This window comes from Burkholderia sp. LAS2, assembly GCF_018417615.1.
Lineage (GTDB): Bacteria > Pseudomonadota > Gammaproteobacteria > Burkholderiales > Burkholderiaceae > Burkholderia > Burkholderia sola.
Genome location: NZ_CP071052.1, coordinates 1,777,063 through 1,797,067, shown reverse-complemented (window position 1 = coordinate 1,797,067; position 20,005 = coordinate 1,777,063). Strand labels below are relative to the sequence as shown.

The 20,005-nt window shown below is 66.1% G+C and carries 18 protein-coding genes and 1 tRNA gene; 5 read left to right on the top strand and 14 right to left on the bottom strand.

Annotation, left to right across the window (positions count from 1 at the left end):
- The first annotated feature begins 9 nt into the window (after positions 1-9).
- Positions 10-1,389: an MATE family efflux transporter gene (locus JYG37_RS08440; protein ID WP_124640438.1), complete on the top strand. Its 1,380-nt coding sequence runs from the start codon at positions 10-12 to the stop codon at positions 1,387-1,389.
- A gap of 19 nt (positions 1,390-1,408) precedes the next feature.
- Here the strand turns inward: JYG37_RS08440 and JYG37_RS08435 are convergent, their stop codons facing one another.
- Positions 1,409-1,585: a hypothetical protein gene (locus JYG37_RS08435; protein ID WP_089467143.1), complete on the bottom strand. Its 177-nt coding sequence runs from the start codon at positions 1,583-1,585 to the stop codon at positions 1,409-1,411.
- 136 nt (positions 1,586-1,721) lie between these two features.
- Here JYG37_RS08435 and JYG37_RS08430 point away from each other — a divergent pair, with 136 nt between their 5' ends.
- On the top strand, positions 1,722-1,892 hold the full coding sequence (locus JYG37_RS08430; RefSeq protein ID WP_006476323.1) for a hypothetical protein: 171 nt from the start codon (positions 1,722-1,724) through the stop codon (positions 1,890-1,892).
- A 202-nt stretch (positions 1,893-2,094) separates the two neighbouring features.
- On the opposite strand, the gene JYG37_RS08425 is transcribed toward JYG37_RS08430, so the two are convergent.
- A complete protein-coding gene (locus JYG37_RS08425) occupies positions 2,095-2,901 on the bottom strand; it encodes a GNAT family N-acetyltransferase (protein ID WP_050013659.1) in 807 nt (268 codons plus the stop codon).
- Between the two features lie 170 nt (positions 2,902-3,071).
- The gene (sixA, locus tag JYG37_RS08415; protein WP_185625079.1) at positions 3,072-3,533 is read right to left on the bottom strand and encodes a phosphohistidine phosphatase SixA; all 462 of its coding nucleotides are present in this window, start codon (positions 3,531-3,533) and stop codon (positions 3,072-3,074) included.
- Between the two features lie 161 nt (positions 3,534-3,694).
- On the opposite strand from sixA, the gene JYG37_RS08410 reads away from it, so the two are divergent.
- A tRNA-Pro gene (locus JYG37_RS08410) sits at positions 3,695-3,771 on the top strand.
- 208 nt (positions 3,772-3,979) lie between these two features.
- Positions 3,980-4,414 carry a hypothetical protein gene (locus JYG37_RS08405; RefSeq protein ID WP_124594928.1) on the top strand — a complete coding sequence of 145 codons (435 nt, stop codon included), beginning with the start codon at positions 3,980-3,982 and terminating at the stop codon, positions 4,412-4,414.
- Between the two features lie 124 nt (positions 4,415-4,538).
- On the opposite strand, the gene ppx is transcribed toward JYG37_RS08405, so the two are convergent.
- A complete protein-coding gene (ppx, locus tag JYG37_RS08400; RefSeq protein ID WP_050015227.1) occupies positions 4,539-6,053 on the bottom strand; it encodes an exopolyphosphatase in 1,515 nt (504 codons plus the stop codon).
- Between the two features lie 279 nt (positions 6,054-6,332).
- On the opposite strand from ppx, the gene ppk1 reads away from it, so the two are divergent.
- Entirely contained in the window at positions 6,333-8,396 is a 2,064-nt protein-coding gene (gene ppk1 / locus JYG37_RS08395; RefSeq protein ID WP_124654790.1) for a polyphosphate kinase 1, read from the top strand.
- Between the two features lie 91 nt (positions 8,397-8,487).
- Here ppk1 and phoR read toward each other — a convergent pair whose 3' ends face one another.
- The 10 genes from phoR to ftsH all read right to left on the bottom strand — a co-directional run bounded on the left by phoR (position 8,488) and on the right by ftsH (position 19,902).
- Positions 8,488-9,807, bottom strand: coding sequence for a phosphate regulon sensor histidine kinase PhoR (gene phoR / locus JYG37_RS08390; RefSeq protein ID WP_124557400.1), 1,320 nt, complete (start codon positions 9,805-9,807; stop codon positions 8,488-8,490).
- A 56-nt stretch (positions 9,808-9,863) separates the two neighbouring features.
- A complete protein-coding gene (phoB, locus tag JYG37_RS08385; protein ID WP_006750313.1) occupies positions 9,864-10,565 on the bottom strand; it encodes a phosphate regulon transcriptional regulator PhoB in 702 nt (233 codons plus the stop codon).
- Positions 10,566-10,594: 29 nt separating this feature from the next.
- A complete protein-coding gene (gene phoU / locus JYG37_RS08380) occupies positions 10,595-11,299 on the bottom strand; it encodes a phosphate signaling complex protein PhoU (RefSeq protein ID WP_006476334.1) in 705 nt (234 codons plus the stop codon).
- A gap of 18 nt (positions 11,300-11,317) precedes the next feature.
- Complete coding sequence (gene pstB / locus JYG37_RS08375; protein ID WP_050015221.1) at positions 11,318-12,166, bottom strand: phosphate ABC transporter ATP-binding protein PstB; 849 nt, start codon at positions 12,164-12,166, stop codon at positions 11,318-11,320.
- Positions 12,167-12,181: 15 nt separating this feature from the next.
- Positions 12,182-13,075: a phosphate ABC transporter permease PstA gene (gene pstA / locus JYG37_RS08370; RefSeq protein ID WP_050015219.1), complete on the bottom strand. Its 894-nt coding sequence runs from the start codon at positions 13,073-13,075 to the stop codon at positions 12,182-12,184.
- On the bottom strand, positions 13,072-14,058 hold the full coding sequence (gene pstC, locus JYG37_RS08365; protein ID WP_213346010.1) for a phosphate ABC transporter permease PstC: 987 nt from the start codon (positions 14,056-14,058) through the stop codon (positions 13,072-13,074). The genes pstA and pstC overlap by 4 nt, the downstream gene beginning before the upstream one ends.
- A gap of 94 nt (positions 14,059-14,152) precedes the next feature.
- A complete protein-coding gene (gene pstS, locus JYG37_RS08360; RefSeq protein WP_050015215.1) occupies positions 14,153-15,187 on the bottom strand; it encodes a phosphate ABC transporter substrate-binding protein PstS in 1,035 nt (344 codons plus the stop codon).
- Positions 15,188-15,641: 454 nt separating this feature from the next.
- Positions 15,642-16,997, bottom strand: a complete 1,356-nt coding sequence (gene glmM, locus JYG37_RS08355) for a phosphoglucosamine mutase (RefSeq protein ID WP_050015213.1) — start codon at positions 16,995-16,997, stop codon at positions 15,642-15,644.
- 39 nt (positions 16,998-17,036) lie between these two features.
- Positions 17,037-17,930 carry a dihydropteroate synthase gene (folP, locus tag JYG37_RS08350; protein ID WP_143328868.1) on the bottom strand — a complete coding sequence of 298 codons (894 nt, stop codon included), beginning with the start codon at positions 17,928-17,930 and terminating at the stop codon, positions 17,037-17,039.
- A 76-nt stretch (positions 17,931-18,006) separates the two neighbouring features.
- Positions 18,007-19,902 carry an ATP-dependent zinc metalloprotease FtsH gene (ftsH, locus tag JYG37_RS08345; protein ID WP_050015209.1) on the bottom strand — a complete coding sequence of 632 codons (1,896 nt, stop codon included), beginning with the start codon at positions 19,900-19,902 and terminating at the stop codon, positions 18,007-18,009.
- Positions 19,903-20,005: the final 103 nt, after the last annotated feature.

Here is a 20,005-nt window from a genome sequence, read left to right as displayed (position 1 = left end):
GCGTCCGCCATGTCCGACTCCGCGTTACCGCACGGGGACGGCGGCGCCGCGGCCGCCGTCACGCATCGGCGCGTCCTCGCGCTCGCGTTTCCGATCGTCGTCGCGAACCTGACCCAACCGATCCTCGGCGCCGTCGACACGGCCGTCGCCGGCCACCTCGACGGCGCGCAATATCTCGGCGGCGTCGCGCTCGGCGGGCTGTTCTTCAATTTCGTGTTCTGGGGCTTCGGCTTCCTGCGGATGGGGACGACCGGGCTCGTCGCGCAGGCGCATGGTGCCGGCGACGCCGCCGGGATCCGCCTGAACCTGCTGCGCGCGCTGATCGTCGCGTTCGCGCTCGGCGCCGCGGTGCTGGCGCTGCAGGTGCCGCTGCTGTCGTTCGCGCTGTCCGCGCTCGGCGGCAGCGATGCGGTCCGCGCGACGGCGCTCGCATACAGCCACGCACGGATCTGGAGCGCACCGTTCGCGCTCGCGAACTACGTGGTGCTCGGCTACCTGCTCGGCATGCAGCGCGTCCGGCTCGCGCTCGTCGCGCAGGTGTTCATCAACGCGGTGAACATCGCCGCCGTGCTGCTCTACGTGTACGGCTTCGGCTGGGGCATCGCGGGTATCGGCGCGGCGACCGCCACCGCGGACGCATGCGGCTTCGCGCTCGGCGCGTGGATGCTGTGGCGGCTGCGGCCGCGCGGCTTGGCCCCGCTCGCGGCACGTGCGCTTGCCGACCGCGTCGCGCTCAAGCGGCTGATCGCGCTCAATCGCGACATCTTCCTGCGCACGCTGTGCCTGCTCGGCGCGTTCGGCTGGTTCGCGCATCTCGGCGCGAAACAGGGCGACGCGACGCTCGCAGCGAATGCACTGCTGCTGAATTTCCAGACCTTCATGGCGTACGGCCTCGACGGCTTCGCGCATGCGGCCGAGGCGCTCGTCGGCGCGGCGGCCGGCGCGCGCGATCGCCGCGCATTCCGGCAAGCCGTGCGCGTCACGCTGTTCTGGTCGGCACTTGGCGCGCTGCTGTTCGCGCTCGTTTACTGGGCGGCGGGCGGCTGGATCGTCGCGCGCCTGACCGATCAGGTCGAGATCCGCGCCGTCGCGCTGCGCTACCTGCCGTGGGCCGCGATCTCGCCGATCGTGTCGGTCTGGGGTTTCCTGCTCGACGGCGTGTTCATCGGCGCGACGCAGACGCAATCGCTGATGCGCGCGATGGTCGTGTCGTTGTCGATCTTCATCGCGGCCACGCTCGCCGCCGTCGGCACATTCGGCAATCACGGCCTCTGGTTTGCGCTGCTCCTGTTCATGGCCGCGCGCGGCGCGACGCTCGCGCGCTACCTGCCGGCGCTGTTGCGGCGCATTGGTGCGGACCCGCAGGCCGCGTCCGCGACCCGCGCGTGACGGCGAGCGCGGCCGAGCGTTACTGCACCGGCTTCGGCGACGGCGCGTCGAGCATCGACGGCGGCGTCATGTCGGTCGGCACGCCGTGATAGTCGGCAGGATCTTCCGGTGGGTGGCCGCGGCGCGCCTGGCGAGGATCGCTGCTGCAGGCGGCAAGGAGGGATGCGGCCAGCACGGCCAGCATGAAACGGGTCATCAGGTAGAGCTCCGGAAAACGGCGCGCCCATCGCACGCCGGGACCGCGCCGAGTCTAGCGGAAATCCGGTTTCGGGGTTGCGCCGCACATGTCCTACTATGTACGCATGGCGCTGTGCCGTTGAAAGGAGGCTGCCATGTCGTCTGAAGAAATTGCGGGCCTGATCGGCCTGTTCATCGGTCTGATGGTACTCGTCGCGCTGTCGTACTTCGAGTCGCGCGAATACAAGCGCAGCCACGAAGGCGAAGGGATGATCCACCACTGGATGGCGGAACACCATCTGCTCGACTGGCGGCGCAAGCACTGAGCGCGTCGCTGCTGCTCGGCCCTCCCCGGGCCGTCGCGAACGTGCCGCACCGCGGCACGATGAGCGTCGCGTATCGCTGAAATTATCAGGGCCGATACATATACATGCGCCAGATACACGAACGCCGTCGCGCAGCACTTGCCACGCGACGGCGTTCGCTTGCGTGCGCCGCGCCTCAGGGGCGCGATACGGTTCAGACCGCTCAGCCCAGGAAGTGGCGTGCGTAGCGCGCGTTGATGTCCGACAGGCGGAACAGCGTCAGGAAATCCGCGCAGTTGAAGTCGGGATCCCAGGCCGGTGCGCCGCAAATCTTCGCACCGAGACGCAGGTAACCCTTGATCAGCGGCGGCGGCGCGACGGCGGTGCCCGTCTGCAGTTCGTCGACCGGCAGGGCCGTGTGCGGGAACGCGCGATACTCGGGCGCCGTCAGCGAGCCGGCCGACAGCGACTGGTACAGGTTGGCCGCGTAGTGGCCGCCGTCGGCCATCGACACGCTCGCGCAGCCCAGCATCGTTTCGTAGCCGTTCTGCATCATGTACGCGCCCAGGCCGCCCCACAGCGCCATGATGACGGCGCCGCTGCGGTAGTCGCTGTGCACGCACGAGCGGCCGACCTCGACCATCTTGCCGCGCAGATGCGTGAGGCGCGACAGGTCGAATTCGCCTTCGGCGTAGAGGCGGCCGACACGTGCCGCCTGGTGCGGCGGCAGCACGCGGTACGTGCCGACGACTTTCAGCGTGTCGAGATCGCGGACCAGCAGGTGGTCGCAATACGCGTCGAACGGATCGACATCGAGACCGGACGGGCCGCTGACCTGCGCGCCCATCTCTTCGGCGAACACGCTGTAGCGCAGGCGCTGGGCTTCGCGCAATTCGTCTTCCGTACGCGCCCATGCGGCGCGCAGGCGATACTCCGATGTGACGGTTTCACTGGCGCGCGGCAGGTGGCGCCGCGACATGTCGAGGGGCAGCGAGGCAAAAGGGAGCGTAGGCGTCGGCAGTTCTCGCATTAGGCTTTCCTGATCGTAAGGAATAGGACGACATGCCCGCCAATGTAGTAACCGGCCGTGACCGTTATGTGGCACGACCGTGTCTTTTCAATGACGTGTCGCCGAATTGACTTTAGCAGAAAGCTTGCGAAACCGTACGATCAATCCCTTCAAACCCATTCAGGCGGGCTTCACACCAGTTCGGGCGTCAGCACCGCGCGCAGCACGGCCTGCCGGCTGGCGTCGCGCGTGCGGCTCGCGAGCCACACGATTCCGCCCTTCTTGACGCTCCAGCTGTCGTCGCCGCCGACGATCAATTGCGCGGCGACGCTGCCGAGCGTCGGCTGGTGGCCGACGATCACGACCGTCGGCGCGATGCCTTCCGGCCAGCCGGCCGCCGCGAGCACATCGTCGACGCTGCCGCCCGGCGCGAGTGCGTCGACGGTCCGGTACTGGTCGGTCAGCGCCTCGACGGTCTGCACGGTGCGCGCCGCCGGGCTCGCGAGGATCACGGTATTCGTCTCCAGCCGGCCGCGCAGCCATTTGGCCATTGCCTGCGCGTCCTTGCGGCCGCGCACGGTCAGCTGGCGCGCGAGATCGCTCGCCGCGTAGTCTTCGGCTTCGGCGTGGCGCCACAGGATCAGATTCATCATGATGTTCTCCTTGCTTCGGCGAGCGGCCGCGCGCGCATGCGCTCGGGCCGGCCGATCATCATGGGAATTGTCGCAAATCGCGGGCGGTTCGCGGTCGCGACATTTACCCGCATATCGTGATTGACCGGATCGGCCATTCGACGTTATTATCTTTGGCTCGTCGGAGCGTAGCGCAGCCTGGTAGCGCATCTGATTTGGGATCAGAGGGTCGTAGGTTCGAATCCTATCGCTCCGACCAAAGGAATCAAGGGGTTACATGCCAAAAGCGTGTAACCCCTTTTCCGTTTACGGGTGATTTTTACGAGCCCTTGAATCGCCCACTCGTTTTCACGGCTAGCTGCAATGCAGCCAACCACGAACCACCCGCCACGCCTGCGCATCTCCCGCCTCGCGCACGGAACTTGCTGGAACACGCGATAATACGTGTGAACAACCTGCAACCGCGCATGAAAAACAACATTCTCAAGCCAGCCCTCTGCGCGTCGCTGCTCATGCTCGCCACCGCCGGCACCGCGTCGGCGAAAGCGCTCGACGACGCGCTCGATTGCCATTCGACCGGCCACAAGTTCGTCGCGCCGCTGCTCGCGGCCGGCGACATCCAGTCGGAGCCGATGCACGTCGAATCGAATTCGGTCAATGCGTTCCGCACGAACCGCGCGCTGACGGCGTACGGCTTCGGCGTCTACGTCGTGCTCGGCTACCAGGCGAGCGACCCGATCTTCCGTCCGGGCGACGGCAAGCCGATCGGCGACTGGGCGTACGGTGTCGTCGTGCGCGGCACGAAGAGCGCGGTCGAGGAAGCCGTGCGCAAGGCCGGCAGCGACGCAACCGTCAAACAGGCGTTCCCGTTCCTGACCGCGATTGTCTGCTCGTCGGATTGAGCGGACCGTCAGCACCCGCGCTGCGCGACCCGTAACGATCGTAGGGCGCGGCGTCCGACGGGTGCCGCCAGCGCGGCGCATCCCCCGCAGCCCGGAACCCCCTCCCGGCCCCGCCATCGCCCTGTCACGCGCCGGTATAAACCACGCGATACGGGATACCGACCTTCTCCCACTCCGCCGCCTCCTGACTGAGGCTGTAGTCGGTCAGCGGGTTCTGCTCGACCCAGGCGCTCGGCAGACGCACCTCGTACCCGCCCTTCTTCATCTGCGAAACGGAAATGTCGGGCAGCCCCGCATCGGTCCGGCGCCGGCACAGCAGCGCCGCGAGCCGCAGGCAGAACAGCAGCGGCCACTCCACCTCGCGCGCCTGCGACAGCTTGCCGAGCTTGCCCGCATGGCCGAGCACGAGCGCGGCGAGCCGCGCCTGGTCGGTGCGCGAGAAACCCGGCATGTCCGCGTTGCTCGCGATATAGGCCGAATGCTTGTGATACGCGCTGTGCGAGATCGACAGGCCGATTTCGTGCAACGCGGCCGCCCAGCCGAGGAACATCCGCCCTTCCTCGCGCGCTTCCTCGTCGTCTTCCTCGAGCTCGTCGTAGAAACGCACCGCGAGCGCGCCGATCCGCCCGGCCTGCGCACGATCGACGCCGTAGCGGCGCGTGAACCCCTCGACGGTCACCGCGCGCATGTCCTCGTGCTGCGTCCGGCCGAGCAAGTCGTACAGCACGCCGAGGCGCAGCGCGCCGTCGGTCGTATCGACGTAGTCGACGCCCAGCTCCTCGAACACCGCCAGCATGATCGCGAGGCCGCCCGCGAGCACCGGCACGCGGTCGGGCTTCAGCGCGATCAGCTTCAGCCGGTTGACGTTCTCCGACTTGATCAGCGCACGCTTCAACCGCTCGAGGCCGCCGCGCGAAATGCCGTGCGTGATGCCCGGATCGTTGAAGCCGTTCGCCTCGACGAGCTCCGCGAGCGCGCGCGCGGTGCCGGACGAACCGATCGCCTGGTCCCAGCCGGCCTTCTTGTATTCGCTCGAAATGATCTGGATCTCGCGCTTGGCCGCGAGCTCGGCCTGCCGCATCGTGTATTCGTCGACGTTGCCGGCCGGGAAGAAGGTGCGACTATGGCTCACGCAGCCGATATAGAGGCTCTCCATCACGATCGGCGTGTAGTGCGAGCCGATGATGAATTCGGTCGAGCCGCCGCCGATGTCGACGACGAGCCGCTTGCCGGCGCTCGCCGGCACCGAGTGCGCGGCGCCCGCATAGATGAGGCGCGCCTCTTCGCGGCCCGCGATTACTTCGATCGGGAACCCGAGCGCCGCCTCGGCCTCGCCGAGGAATTCGGGGGCGTTCTTCGCGACGCGCAGCGTGTTGGTCGCCACCGCGCGCACATGATCGGGATGGAAGTCGCGCAGGCGCTCGCCGAACCGCTTGAGCGCCTCCCAGCCACGCTCCTGCGACGCGCGATCGAGCATCTTGTCGCTCGACAGCCCCGCCGCCAGCCGAACCGGCTCGCGCAGCGCGTCGACGGGATAGATCTGGCTGCCCGCCGGCGTTTCCTCGACGCGCCCGACGATCAGCCGGAAGCTGTTCGAGCCGAGATCCACGGCAGCCAGCAAGTGGGGAGTTGTAACCATCAGAAGGGGGCTCCGTGCGCGTTCTTTCGCGGCAGCCGTGCCGGCAACCGCGGGCGATCAATCAAAGGCGACATTTTAAGCGTGGAACGCTTGCCGTTGCCACGCTTCACGGGCATGCACACTGCTTCATTCCATATAGCCGAAACATTTATGCGACGAAAGGGTTCGGGCGTAGAATTTCCCGATATAAAACCATGATTGTCATCAGCACGTCATCGTACCGTGAGAGTTTCCGAGCGTCCTTTCGAATCATCGCCTGAATCATCCCCTACTCTGCCGATGTCCGTCCGTTACCCGCTTCTCAATCGTGAACTCGGCATCCTCGGTTTCAACGAGCGCGTGCTGGCCCAGGCGGCCGACCCGCAAGTCCCGTTGCTCGAGCGCCTGCGCTTCATCTGCATCACCAGCAGCAACCTCGACGAATTCTTCGAAGTCCGGATGGCCGGCCTGCAGGAGCAGATCCGCGACAACCCCGGCGCGCTGACGCCCGACGGCATGTCGTTGCAGCACGCGTACGATCTCGTCGTCGAACGCGCGCAGCGGCTCGTGCATCGACAGTACACGATGCTGCACGAAACCGTGCTGCCGGCGCTCGAACAGGAAGGCATCTACTTCCATGCGAGCGACACGTGGAACGACGAGCAGCTCGAATGGGCGCGACGCTACTTCCTCGACGAACTGCTGCCCGTACTGACGCCGATCGGCCTCGATCCGGCCCACCCATTCCCGCGCGTGCTGAACAAGAGCCTGAACTTCGTCGTCGAGCTCGAAGGCCGCGACGCATTCGGCCGCCAGGCCGTGATGGGGATCGTGCAGGCGCCGCGTGCACTGCCGCGCGTGGTGCGCATGCCGCATGCGCTGTCGGGTTTCGAGCACGGCTTCGTGCTGTTGAGCTCGTTCATGCAGCGCTTCGTCGGCGAACTCTTCCCGCAACTCGTCGTGAAGAGCTGCAACCAGTTCCGCATCACGCGCAACAGCGAGCTGTTCGTCGACGAAGACGAAATCACCAACCTGCGTGTCGCGCTGCAGGGCGAGTTGCCCGCGCGCCACCTCGGCAACGCGGTACGCCTCGAAGTGTCGGCCGACACGCCGCTGCACATCGTGCGGCGCCTGCTCGAGGAAAGCGAACTCGGCGACAAGGACTGCTATCGCGTGGCCGGCTCCGTGAACCTCGTGCGGCTGATGCAGATTCCCGATCTCGTCGATCGCCCCGACCTGAAGTTCGCGCCGTTCACCGCGTCGACGCCGTCGGCAATCGCCAACGCGCCGACGATGTTCGACGCGATCGACGCCGGCGACCTCCTGCTGCACCACCCGTACGAGAGCTTCCAGCCCGTGCTCGAACTGCTGCAGCAGGCCGCGAAGGACCCCAGCGTCGTCGCGATCAAACAGACGATCTACCGCACCGGCACCGACTCGCCGCTGATGGACGCGCTGATGGAAGCCGCGCGCAACGGCAAGGAAGTGACCGTCGTCGTCGAGCTGCTCGCGCGCTTCGACGAGGAAACCAACATCAACTGGGCGTCGCAGCTCGAAGCCGTCGGCGCGCATGTCGTGTACGGCGTGGTCGGCCACAAGTGCCACGCGAAGATGATGCTGATCGTGCGGCGCGTCGTGCAGGCCGGCAAGGCGTCGCTGCGCCGCTACGTGCACCTCGGCACCGGCAACTACCATCCGCGCACCGCACGCCTCTACACCGACTTCGGGCTGATGACGGCCGACCAGAAGATCTGCGAGGACGTGCATCACGTATTCCAGCAACTGACCGGGATCGGCGGCGAACTGACGCTGCACGAGCTATGGCAGTCGCCGTTCACGCTGCATCCGCGCATCATCGATTCGATCCGCGCGGAGATCGACAATGCGCAGGCCGGCAAGCGCGCGCGCATCGTCGCGAAAATGAACGCGCTACTGGAGCCGTCGGTGATCGCCGCGCTGTACGAAGCGTCGCAGGCCGGCGTCAAGGTCGACCTGATCGTGCGCGGCGTCTGCGCGCTGAAGCCCGGCGTGCCGGGACTATCGGAAAACATCACGGTGCGCTCGATCGTCGGCCGCTTCCTCGAACACCACCGCATCTACTATTTCCATGCGGGCGGCGCCGAGGACGTCTATCTGTCGAGCGCCGACTGGATGGACCGCAACCTGTTCCGCCGGGTCGAAGTCGCGTTCCCGATCCGCGAGCGCAAGCTCAAGCGGCGCGTGATCGCCGAAGGGCTGTCGGTGTGCCTCGGCGACAACCAGTCGGCATGGCAGATGCACAGCGACGGTCACTATCGCCGGCGCCGCACCGGCAAGACGATCCGCAACGCGCAACTCGGGCTGCTCGCGAAGTTCTGTTCGTGAGCCGTCGGTGCGATACGAGTCGCGCCGCCGCTTCGCCATGAAAAAAGCAGCCCTCGGGCTGCTTTTTTTCGAACACCGAACCGCTACGCGATCATGCTTCGTAAGCGGCCGGCCGGATCGCGATGATGCGCGAGCCCGGGAACCGCGCGGTGAACGTACTGCCGCGCCCTTCCTCGCTCTGCACGTACAGATGCGCATCGTGCCGCTGCAGCACGTGCTTGACGATCGCGAGCCCGAGGCCCGTGCCGCCGGTGTCGCGCGACCGGCTGCGATCGACACGGTAGAAGCGCTCGGTGAGCCGTGGCAGATCGGCGGCCGGAATCCCGAAGCCGCTGTCCGTGACGGAAAACACGCCCTGTGCGCCCTCGCGCCGCCACGACACGACGATCTTGCCGCCGTCCGGCGTATAGCGGATCGCGTTCGTGACGAGATTCGCGAACGCGCTGAACAACTCCGTCTGCGCACCGGTGACGCCGAGCGTCTCGTCGATCGAGAACGCGATGTCGTGATGCCCGTTCGACAGCGTGTGCGCATCTTCCTTCAGATGGTCGAACACCGCACGCATGTCGATCGCGTGATCGACCGGCGGCTTGCTCTCGCCTTCCAGCTTCGCGAGCACCAGCAGGTCGGTCACGATGTGCCGCATCCGCGACGCCTGCTGCTCCATCATGTCGAGATAGCGCGCGCGGTCCTCCTCGTTCAGCGGCAGCTCGCGCATCGTCTCGAGGAAGCCCGACAGCACGGTGAGCGGCGTCTTCAGCTCGTGCGACACGTTCGCGACGAAGTCGCGCCGCATCGCGTCGGTGCGCTCGAGCTCGGTGATGTCCTGCGTGAGCAGCAGCTTGCGGTTCTCGCCGTACGGAAACACCTGCACGGCCAGCACGTTCTGCCGCGAGTCGCCCATGCCGCGCATCAGCAGCGTGTCCTCGTAATGCTGCGCATTGAGGTAGCGGACGAAATCGGGATGACGCACCAGGTTCGTGATGTGCTGGCGCAGGTCGCGCTTCGCATCGAGGCCGAAATGGACTTCGGCGATCGCGTTGCACCACTCGATCTGGTCGTGGTCGTCGAGCATCGCGACGCCGTTCGGCGAGGCCTGGATCGCCTGGATGAAACGCGAATGCTGCTGCTCGACCTGTCGCACCTGCGCATGCCACTGCTTCGCGAGCTTGTGCAGCCGATAGTAGATCTCGCCCCAGATGCCCGGCGCGCTCGGCACTTCGCCGTAGACGGGCGCATCGAGCAGGCGCCACAGACGCTGCGTATGGAAGGTGCTGAAAAAGCCCTGCGCGACCAGCATCACGACCACGAACACAAGGCCCGCGGTCGGGCCGGCGAACACGCCGACCAGCACGCCGATCAGCACGAGCAGCACGAGCGACACCAGGAAGCGCGCCCAGATGATGTTCATGATTCAGCGTCCGAAAGAAGGAGCGGCAGCCGCGGCACGCGGCATGCCCGAATACGTTACGCGTGCTTGGCGAGGCGGTAGCCGCTGCCGCGCACGGTTTCGATCATCGCATCGCAGCCGGCCGGTTTCAAGGCCGCGCGCAATCGTTTGATGTGCACGTCGACGGTGCGCTCCTCGACGAACACGTGGTCGCCCCACACCTGGTCGAGCAGTTGCGTGCGGCTGTGCACGCGCTCCGGATGCGTCATGAAGAAATGCAGCAGGCGAAACTCGGTCGGGCCGAGATCGAGCTTGATCTCGCTGCCGTCCCCGTGTGCGGCGACGCGATGCGTGGCCGGGTCGAGGCGCAGCCCGTTGATCGACACGACGTCCTCGGTCAGCTGCGGCGCGCGGCGGCGCAGCACCGCCTTGATGCGCGCCATCAGTTCCTTCGGCGAGAACGGCTTCGTCACGTAGTCGTCCGCGCCGATTTCGAGGCCGAGCACCTTGTCCTGCTCGTCGCCGCGCGCGGTGAGCATGATGATCGGGATGTGCTTGGTCCGTTCGTTGTTGCGCAGGTCGCGCGCGAACGCGATGCCGGACTTGCCCGGCAGCATCCAGTCGAGCAGCACGAGATCGGGCAGCACGTCGCTGATCAGGTTCTGCGCCTGTTCGGCGTTGTACGCGCGGATCGGGCAGTGACCGGCGTGCTGGAGATTCACCGAGATCAGTTCGGAAATCGCGGGCTCATCTTCAACGACGAGAATGTTGCTGGGCATCGGCACCTCTGTTCTTCCTATGGAGTCGATTAACTGTTGGCTTCGCGATCGAGCGTGTCGCGCGGCTGGTGCCGCACGTCGGTGCCCTTCACGATGTAGATGATGAATTCGGCGATGTTCTTCGCGTGGTCGCCGATCCGTTCGATCGCCTTCGCGATGAAGAGATAATCGAGGCCCACCGAGATCGTGCGCGGATCTTCCTGCATGTACGACACGAGCTTGCGCACGAACGCGCGGAATTCCATGTCGATTTCCTTGTCGTCCTTGACGATCTGCGCGGCAGCCACCGTGTCGAGGCGCGCGAACGCGTCGAGCGCGCGGCGCAGGATCGTCACGGCCATCTCGCCCGACACCTTGATCTCGGCGATGTTGACCGCGCGTGCGGCCGGCTCGTCGACCAGGCGGCGCACACGCTTGGCGATCTTCTCGGCTTCGTCGCCGGCGCGCTCGAGGTTCGTAATCGTTTTCGAAATCGACATCAAAAGACGCAGGTCGCGCGCGGCAGGCTGCCTCCGCGCGATGATGTTGCCGCATTCCTGGTCGATGTCCACTTCCATCGCGTTCAGCGTTTCCTCGGCCGCGATCACCTTCTCGGCCGTATCGCGATCGAACTCGTTCAGCGCGCGCATCGCGCCGACGATCTGCGATTCGACGAGTCCGCCCATTTCCAGCACTTTCGACGACACGGCATTCAGGTCCGCGTCGAACTGGCTCGACAGATGTTTATCCGACATGGTTGTTGTTCTCCGTCATCAGCCGAAGCGGCCGGTGATGTAGTCTTCCGTTTCCTTGCGCACCGGCTTGATGAAGATCTTTTCGGTGTCGCCGAACTCGATCAGCTCGCCCAGGTACATGTAGGCCGTGTAATCCGAGCAGCGTGCGGCCTGCTGCATGTTGTGCGTGACGATCACGACCGTGTAGTCGCTCTTCAGCTCCGCGATCAGCTCTTCGATGCGGCCCGTCGAGATCGGGTCGAGCGCCGAGCACGGTTCGTCGAGCAGCAGCACTTCCGGACGGATCGCGATGCCGCGCGCGATGCACAGACGCTGCTGCTGGCCGCCCGACAGCCCGTAGCCGCTCTGGCCCAGCTTGTCCTTCACTTCGTTCCACAGCGCGGCCTTCGTGAGCGCCCACTCGACACGGTCGTCCATTTCCGAGCGCGTGAGCTTTTCGAACATCTTCACGCCGAACGCGATGTTGTCGTAGATCGACATCGGGAACGGGGTCGGCTTCTGGAACACCATGCCGATCCGCGCGCGCAGCAGCGAGATGTCGCGCTTCGTCGTCAGCAGGTTCTCGCCGTCCATCAGGATTTCGCCTTCGGCGCGCTGCTCCGGATAGAGCGCGAACATCTTGTTGAACGTGCGCAGCAGCGTCGACTTGCCGCAGCCCGACGGGCCGATGAACGCCGTCACCTTCCCTTCGGGAATGCGCAGGTTGATGTTCTTCAGCGCGTGGAACTTGTTGTAGAAGAAATTGAGGTTGTTGACCTCGATCTTCGCGTTCAGCGGCGCGAGCGGACGGCCGTGCGCCGCGTCTTGCGTGCCGGCGGGCGCAGCGGTGCGCTCGACGGGATTCAGGTGGCTTTCTGCCATATTCATCGGATTGCTCCGCCGTTACTTTTTCGAGAAGATCGAGCGCGCCAGGACGTTCAGTCCGAGCACCCCGAGCGTAATCAGGAACACGCCCGCCCATGCGAGCGACTGCCATTCCGCGAACGGGCTCATCGCGAACTTGTAGATCGTGACCGGCAGGTTCGCCATCGGCTGGCTCATGTCGACCGAGAAGAACTGGTTCGACAGCGCGGTAAACAGCAGCGGCGCCGTTTCGCCGGCGATCCGCGCGACCGCGAGCAGCACGCCCGTCACGATCCCGCCGACCGACGCGCGCAGCGTGATCTTCAGCACCATGCGCCACTTCGGCGTGCCGAGCGCGACGGCCGCTTCGCGCAGCGCGTTCGGCACGAGCTTCAGCATGTTCTCGGTCGTGCGGATCACGATCGGGATCTGCAGCAGCGCCAGCGCGATCACGCCGGCCCAACCGGAGAAGCGCCCCGACTTCGCGACGACGATCGCGTACACGAACAGGCCGATCACGATCGACGGCGCGGACAGCAGGATGTCGTTGATGAAGCGGATCGTGCTCGCCAGCAGGTTCTTCTGCCCGTATTCGGCGAGATAGACGCCCGCGAGGATGCCGATCGGCGTGCCGACCAGCGTGCCGAAGCCGCACAGCAGCAGGCTGCCGACGATCGCGTTCGCGAGACCGCCGCCTTCCGTGTTCGGCGCCGGCGTCGATTCGGTGAACAGTTGCAGCGACAGGCCGCCGACGCCGAGGTGCACCGTCGTGTAGAGAATCCACACGAGCCACAGCAGGCCGAAGGCCATCGCGCCGAGCGACGCGGTGAGCGCGATCGCGTTGACGACCTTGCGCTTGCGCTGCAGGCGGTTGCGCATCGCGTCGAGCGCGGCGCCGCTCGGCCCCGGGAAATTCATGATGGGCTCGCTCATTTCTTGCCCTCTCCCTTCTCGAGACGAAGCAGCAGCAGTTTGGAGATGGACAGCACGATGAACGTGATCACGAACAGGATCAGGCCGAGCTCCATCAGCGCGGACGTGTGCAGGCCCGGCTGCGCTTCCGCGAATTCGTTCGCGAGCGCCGACGTGATGCTGTTGCCCGGCGCGAACAGCGACACGCTGTCGAGCAGGTTCGTGTTGCCGATCACGAAGGTCACGGCCATCGTTTCGCCGAGCGCGCGGCCGAGGCCGAGCATCACGCCGCCGATCACGCCGGTCTTCGTATAGGGCAGCACGACCTTCCACATCACTTCCCAGGTCGTGCAGCCGATCCCGTATGCCGATTCCTTCAGCAGCACCGGCGTGACCTCGAACACGTCGCGCATCACCGACGCGATGTACGGGATGATCATGATCGCGAGAATCACGCCGGCCGCGAGGATGCCGATGCCGATCGGCGCGCCGGACGTCAGCGGGCCGAGCACCCACACGTCCTTGAGCAGCCGGCCGATGGGCTTCTGGAAGTATTCGGCGAAGATCGGCGCGAACACGAGCAGCCCCCACATGCCGTACACGATCGACGGAATCGCGGCGAGCAGCTCGATCGCGATGCCGAGCGGACGGCGCAGCCACACGGGCGCGAGCTCGGTGAGGAACAGCGCGATGCCGAAACTGACCGGCACCGCGATGACGAGTGCAATGATCGACGTCGCGATCGTGCCGTAGATCGGCACGAGTGCGCCGTAGATGTCCGAGTTGGGATCCCACTCGGATTGCCACAGGAAGCCGAGGCCGAACTTCTGGATGGTCGGCAGCGACGCAATGATCAGGGAAATGATGATCCCGCCGAGCAGCAGCAGGGTCACGATCGCGGCGAGCCGCGCAAGGCCGCCGAACAGGACATCCCCGAGACGGCTCGGCGCGCGCTGCTGCGCACGGTCGGGCGATCGGGAGGACGGGTATGAAATATCAGACATGGGTGCCTGCTTTTGATCGCCGGGCGCCGTAACGCCCGGCTTTACCGCACACACTGCCCGACCGGCACGGCCGGGCAGCGAACCGCTGGATGGCTTACTCGGCGGCGACCGGCTTGCCCGAAGCGTCCGTCACCTTCGTCTTCCACTGCTTGCGGATTTCCGTCTCGACCGTCGCCGGCAGCGAGATGTAGTCGAGGCTGTCGGCAGCCTTCTCGCCGTTCTTGAACGCCCAGCTGAAGAACTTCAGCGTTTCCGCGCCCTGCTCCGGCTTGTCCTGCTTCGCGTGCAGCAGCACGAACGTCGCGCCGACGACCGGCCACGCGTCCTTGCCCGGCTGGTTCGTCAGGATCTGGTAGAACGACTTCGACCAGTTCGCGCCGGCTGCTGCGGCCTTGAACGTTTCCGTCTTCGGCTCGACCACCGTGCCCGTCGAATTCTTCAGCGCAGTGTAGGTCATGTTGTTCTTCTTCGCGTACGCCCACTCGACGTAGCCGATCGCGCCCGGCAGACGCTGCACGAAGGCCGCGACGCCGTCGTTGCCCTTGCCGCCCGTGCCCGTCGGCCAGTTGACCGTCGTGCCTTCGCCGATCTTCGACTTCCACTCGTCGTTGACCTTCGACAGGTAGTTCGTCCAGATGAAGCTCGTGCCCGAGCCGTCGGCGCGGCGGACCACGGCGATGTCCGTATCCGGCAGCTTGACCTTCGGGTTCAGCGCGGCGATCGCCGGGTCGTTCCACTTCTTGATCTTGCCGAGGTAGATGTCGCCGAGCACCGGGCCCGACAGCGTCAGTTCGCCGGCCTTCACGCCCGGCACGTTGACGACCGGCACCACACCGCCGACCACCGTCGGGAACTGGAACAGGCCTTCCTTCGCGAGATCTTCGTCCTTCAGCGGCGCGTCCGAACCGGCAAAATCGACCGTCTTCGCGTTGATCTGCTTCAGGCCGCCCGACGAGCCGATGCCTTGGTAGTTGACCTTCGCGCCGCCGGACTGCTGGTAGTCGGCAGCCCATTTCGTATAGATCGGCATCGCGAACGTGCTGCCTGCGCCCGTGATGTCGGCAGCTTGAGCGGCGACGGCGAAAAGCGCGCCAGCCAGGCCGGCAATCGCGGTTTGCATCAATTTCATGAGACCTCCAGTGTGTGAGCGGATGACTACGGCACCGCGAAGGTTAGGGGCTGCTCATGACGGTAATGTGACAATCGATGAAACTGGCGTGACAGTAACATGACTGGTTGAAAGGGAATATCGGGGCGCGCGTCGGGGTGCGGGAGCGGCGCTGGCGGCAAGAATTGCCTGGCTCGAAGGGAGGGGATGAACGCCGTTTCAACGGCGTGCGAGCGCATCGTAGCGCGGCGTCGGACGGACGGGAAGCCCGGTTCGGCCGGAAGTCTGATTCGGGGTCTGATGCCGGATTCGATGGAAGGGATGCGTTTACCGAAGCCTGCTTCTATTAGGTAACGCAAACCTTTGCGTCTGACAAAAACGACGGCGCCCGAGGGCGCCGCACACACATTCGTCGGGAGCCAGGGCGCGGGGGGGGGGGCCCCCCCCCCCCCCCCCCCCCCCGCCCGCGCCCCCGTCAGGCCGTCGCCGCGCGCACCGCGTCGGCGATCGTCTCCGCATGGCGCACCGCATCGGCCGCCTGCCGTGCTTCGACCATCACGCGCAGCACGGGCTCCGTGCCCGATGCGCGGATCAGCACGCGGCCGCTGCCGGCGAGCGCGGCTTCGGCGGCATCGATCGCCGCACGAATCGACGCGCTGCCCTTCCAGTCGGCGCCGGGTTTCATCCGCACGTTGATCAGCTTCTGCGGGAACAGCGTGACGCCGTCGAGCACCTGCGCAAGGGTGCGGCCGCTGCGCTTGAGCGCGGCCAGCACGAGCAGCGCCGACACGATGCCGTCGCCGGTCGAGTGCCGGTCGAGCGACAGGATGTGGCCCGACCCTTCCGCGCCGAGCTGCCAGCCGTGCTCGCGCAACTGCTCGAGCACGTAGCGGTCGCCGACCGCCGCACGGACGAACTTCACGCCCTCGCGCTGCAGCGCGACTTCGACGGCAAGGTTCGTCATCAGCGTGCCGACCGCGCCTTCGACCTTGCCGTCGGTCGCGATCCGGTCCTTCACGAGCACGTAGAGCAGCTCGTCGCCGTTGTACAGGCGACCGGTCGCGTCCACGACCTGCAGACGATCGGCGTCGCCGTCGAGCGCGATGCCGAGATCGGCATGGTTCGCCCGCACCGCGCGCACCAGCGCGTCGGGCGCGGTCGCGCCGACGCCGTCGTTGATGTTGAAGCCGTTCGGCGCGACGCCGATCGGAATCACGTCAGCGCCGAGCTCGTGGAACACGTGCGGCGCGATCTGGTACGCGGCGCCGTGCGCACAATCGATCACGAGCTTCAGCCCGCGCAAGTTGAACGCAGCCGGGAACGTGCTCTTGCAGAATTCGATGTAGCGGCCCGCGGCGTCGTCGAGGCGGCGCGCCTTGCCGAGCCCGTCGGACGCCGCGCATTCGAGCGGCTTGTCGAGCCATGCTTCGATCGCGGCTTCGGTGTCGTCGGGCAGCTTGTTGCCGTCAGCCGAGAAAAACTTGATCCCGTTGTCGTGATACGGGTTGTGCGACGCGCTGATCACGACACCGGCCGACAGACGCAGCGCCCGCGTCAGATACGCGACGCCGGGCGTCGGCATCGGGCCGGCCAGCATCACGTCGACGCCGGCCGCCGAGAATCCGGCCTCGAGCGCGGCTTCGAGCATGTAGCCCGATACGCGCGTGTCCTTGCCGATCAACACGGTCGGACGCGAGCCCGCCGCGACGTCGGCCGAGCCGGCCAGTACCTTGCCGGCCGCATAGCCGAGGCGCAACACGAAGTCCGGCGTGATGGGCGCTTCGCCCACCGTGCCGCGAATGCCGTCCGTGCCGAAATATCGACGTCCCATGGGGTCCTTCCTCCTTCGTCTTTCGTCTTTCTGACTTGCTTATCGTTGCCGCGCGGCTGCGCGCACGGCATTCCATACTTTCAGCGCATCGACCGTCGCCGCGACGTCGTGCACGCGCACGATCGCGGCGCCCCGCTCGACCGCGCACAACGCGGCCGCCACGCTCGCCGCGACGCGCTCCATCGGCGGCTTGCCTCCGATCACCGCGCCGAGCATCGACTTGCGCGACATGCCCGCGAGAATCGGATAAGCGCGCCCGTCGGGCCGCGCGGGCGCCGTGTCCGGCAACGCGGCCAGCAGCGCATAGTTGTCGTCGACGACCGCCTTGCCGAACCCGAAACCGGGATCGACGCAGATCCGCTCCGCCGCCACCCCCGCGTCGCGCAACGCCTGCGCGCGCGCGGCGAGGAAATCGCGCACGTCGGTCACGACGTCGCCGTAGTCGGGCTCGCCGACCTGCATCGTCTGCGGCTCGCCGAGCATGTGCATCGCGCACAGACCGCTGTTGCCGTCGCGCACCGCGTCGATCGCGCCCGGCTGGCGGAACCCCCAGATATCGTTGATCAGGTCCGCGCCGGCGGCCAGCGCCGCGCGCATCACGGCCGGCTTGTACGTATCGATCGACAGCGGCACGTTCAACGGCCGCAGCGCCTCGACGAGCGGAATCACGCGCGCGAGCTCCTCGTCGAGCGGCACCGGCGGCGCGCCGGGGCGCGTCGATTCGCCGCCGATGTCGATGAGGTCCACACCGTCGGCGATCATCCGCTCGGCCTGGCGCAACGCATCGTCGCGCGCGAGGAAGCGGCCGCCGTCGGAGAACGAATCGGGCGTGGCGTTGAGGATGCCCATCACGAGCGGACGTTCGAACGTCAGTTCGAAGCGGCCGCACTGGAGCGGCGCGGGAATGAACGGGGACACTGCGGAATCGGACACGAGCAACGGGCGTGGATGAATGCAAAACGGGCCGGTGTGAAGCCACACCAGCCCGTGAACGGTGCTAAAGCGGAGATTATGCCGCCGGCGTCGCCGGCGCCGGCGCGCTGCCGGGCTTGACCTCGGCACTGCCGCCGCCCGACGAATCGCCGCCGACAGCCGGCGAGCTCTTCGGTGAGCGCGGCGGACGGCCTTCCATGATGTCGTTGATCTGATCGGCGTCGATCGTCTCCCACTCCATCAGCGCGGCCGTCATCGCCTCGACCTTGTCGCGGTTCTCCTCGAGCAGGCGACGCGCGAGGTTGTACTGATCGTCCAGCACGCGGCGGATTTCCGAGTCAACCTTCTGCTGCGTCGCTTCCGAGATCGTGCGCGTGAAGCCGCGGCCGAACGGCGACGCATCGTTCTCGTCGTCGACGTAAACCATCGGCCCGAGCGCGTCGGTCATGCCGAACCGCGCAACCATCGCACGCGCGGTCTGCGTGGCCTTGTTGAAGTCGTCCGATGCGCCGGTGCTGACCAGGTTCATGAACAACTCTTCGGCCACCCGGCCACCGAACAGGATCGCGAGGCGGTCGAGCAGGTAATCCTTCGAATACGTCTCGTTGTCATGCTCCGGCAGCTGCCACGTGACGCCCAGTGCGCGACCGCGCGGGATGATCGTGACCTTGTGCACCGGGTCGGCCTTCGGCAGCAGCTTCGCGATCACCGCGTGACCCGACTCGTGGTATGCGGTTGCACGCTTCGCTTCCTCGCGGATCACGGCCGACTTGCGCTCCGGACCCATGAAGATCTTGTCCTTCGCGTCCTCGAAATCCTGCATCTCGACGATGCGCTTGCCGCGACGGGCGGCGAACAGCGCAGCTTCGTTCACGAGGTTCGCGAGATCGGCGCCCGAGAAGCCCGGCGTGCCGCGTGCGATGACCGCCGCGTCGACGTCGTTCGCGATCGGCACCTTGCGCAGGTGCACGCGCATGATCTGCTCGCGGCCGCGGATGTCCGGCAGGCCGACATAGACCTGGCGGTCGAAACGGCCCGGACGCAGCAGCGCCTTGTCGAGCACGTCGGAACGGTTGGTGGCGGCGATCACGATCACGCCCGAGTTCGCCTCGAAGCCGTCCATCTCGACCAGCATCTGGTTCAGCGTCTGTTCGCGCTCGTCGTTGCCGCCGCCCATGCCGGCGCCGCGATGACGGCCGACCGCGTCGATTTCGTCGATGAACACGATGCACGGCGCATGCTTCTTCGCCTGCTCGAACATGTCGCGCACACGGGCCGCGCCGACGCCGACGAACATTTCGACGAAGTCCGAACCCGAGATGCTGAAGAACGGCACCTTCGCTTCACCCGCGATCGCGCGGGCCAGCAGCGTCTTGCCGGTACCCGGCGGGCCGACCAGCAGCACGCCGCGCGGAATGCGGCCGCCCAGTTTCTGGAATTTCTGCGGATCGCGCAGGAAGTCGACGAGCTCGGACACTTCTTCCTTCGCTTCGTCGCAGCCCGCGACGTCGGAGAAGTTCACCGCGTTGTTGTTCTCGTCGATCAGCCGCGCACGCGATTTCCCGAACGAGAATGCGCCGCCTTTGCCGCCTCCCTGCATCTGCCTCATCATGTAGAACCAGAACACGATGATCAGGATCGTCGGCCCGAGGTAGTACAGCGCGGACATCAGCGCGTTCGGCTCGTCGTCGGCCTTGCCGCTGACCTGCACGCCGTACTTCATCAGATCGCCGACCATCCAGATGTCGCCGGGCGACACGATCTGGTATTTCTGGCCATCAGCCGGAGTGACGGTGAGGTTGCGCCCCTGAACGATGACGTTCTTGACCTTGCCATTCTTGGCGTCGTCCATGAACTGCGAATAGGACACGCCTTCCTGGACGCGGGGCTTGTCGAACTGCTTGAACACCGTAAACAGCACCAGTGCGATCACCAGCCACACCGCTGCCTTCGAAAACATATTGTTGTTCAAAGCACCACTCCTTCACTCGTAGACGAGCGCCTACATTTTCCTTGCGGCGCCCCTCGGTCATTCTAATCCAGTCCGACCACCCCTGCCATAAGCATTGACAACC

What these genes read in the sequence shown, in the direction of transcription:
- JYG37_RS08440 (WP_124640438.1), top strand. Translation starts at nt 10, where the DNA reads ATGTCCGACTCCGCGTTACCGCACGGGGACGGCGGCGCCGCGGCCGCC.
- JYG37_RS08435 (WP_089467143.1), bottom strand. Translation starts at nt 1,585, where the DNA reads ATGACCCGTTTCATGCTGGCCGTGCTGGCCGCATCCCTCCTTGCCGCC.
- JYG37_RS08430 (WP_006476323.1), top strand. Translation starts at nt 1,722, where the DNA reads ATGTCGTCTGAAGAAATTGCGGGCCTGATCGGCCTGTTCATCGGTCTG.
- JYG37_RS08425 (WP_050013659.1), bottom strand. Translation starts at nt 2,901, where the DNA reads ATGCGAGAACTGCCGACGCCTACGCTCCCTTTTGCCTCGCTGCCCCTC.
- sixA (WP_185625079.1), bottom strand. Translation starts at nt 3,533, where the DNA reads ATGATGAATCTGATCCTGTGGCGCCACGCCGAAGCCGAAGACTACGCG.
- JYG37_RS08405 (WP_124594928.1), top strand. Translation starts at nt 3,980, where the DNA reads ATGAAAAACAACATTCTCAAGCCAGCCCTCTGCGCGTCGCTGCTCATG.
- ppx (WP_050015227.1), bottom strand. Translation starts at nt 6,053, where the DNA reads ATGGTTACAACTCCCCACTTGCTGGCTGCCGTGGATCTCGGCTCGAAC.
- ppk1 (WP_124654790.1), top strand. Translation starts at nt 6,333, where the DNA reads ATGTCCGTCCGTTACCCGCTTCTCAATCGTGAACTCGGCATCCTCGGT.
- phoR (WP_124557400.1), bottom strand. Translation starts at nt 9,807, where the DNA reads ATGAACATCATCTGGGCGCGCTTCCTGGTGTCGCTCGTGCTGCTCGTG.
- phoB (WP_006750313.1), bottom strand. Translation starts at nt 10,565, where the DNA reads ATGCCCAGCAACATTCTCGTCGTTGAAGATGAGCCCGCGATTTCCGAA.
- phoU (WP_006476334.1), bottom strand. Translation starts at nt 11,299, where the DNA reads ATGTCGGATAAACATCTGTCGAGCCAGTTCGACGCGGACCTGAATGCC.
- pstB (WP_050015221.1), bottom strand. Translation starts at nt 12,166, where the DNA reads ATGAATATGGCAGAAAGCCACCTGAATCCCGTCGAGCGCACCGCTGCG.
- pstA (WP_050015219.1), bottom strand. Translation starts at nt 13,075, where the DNA reads ATGAGCGAGCCCATCATGAATTTCCCGGGGCCGAGCGGCGCCGCGCTC.
- pstC (WP_213346010.1), bottom strand. Translation starts at nt 14,058, where the DNA reads ATGTCTGATATTTCATACCCGTCCTCCCGATCGCCCGACCGTGCGCAG.
- pstS (WP_050015215.1), bottom strand. Translation starts at nt 15,187, where the DNA reads ATGAAATTGATGCAAACCGCGATTGCCGGCCTGGCTGGCGCGCTTTTC.
- glmM (WP_050015213.1), bottom strand. Translation starts at nt 16,997, where the DNA reads ATGGGACGTCGATATTTCGGCACGGACGGCATTCGCGGCACGGTGGGC.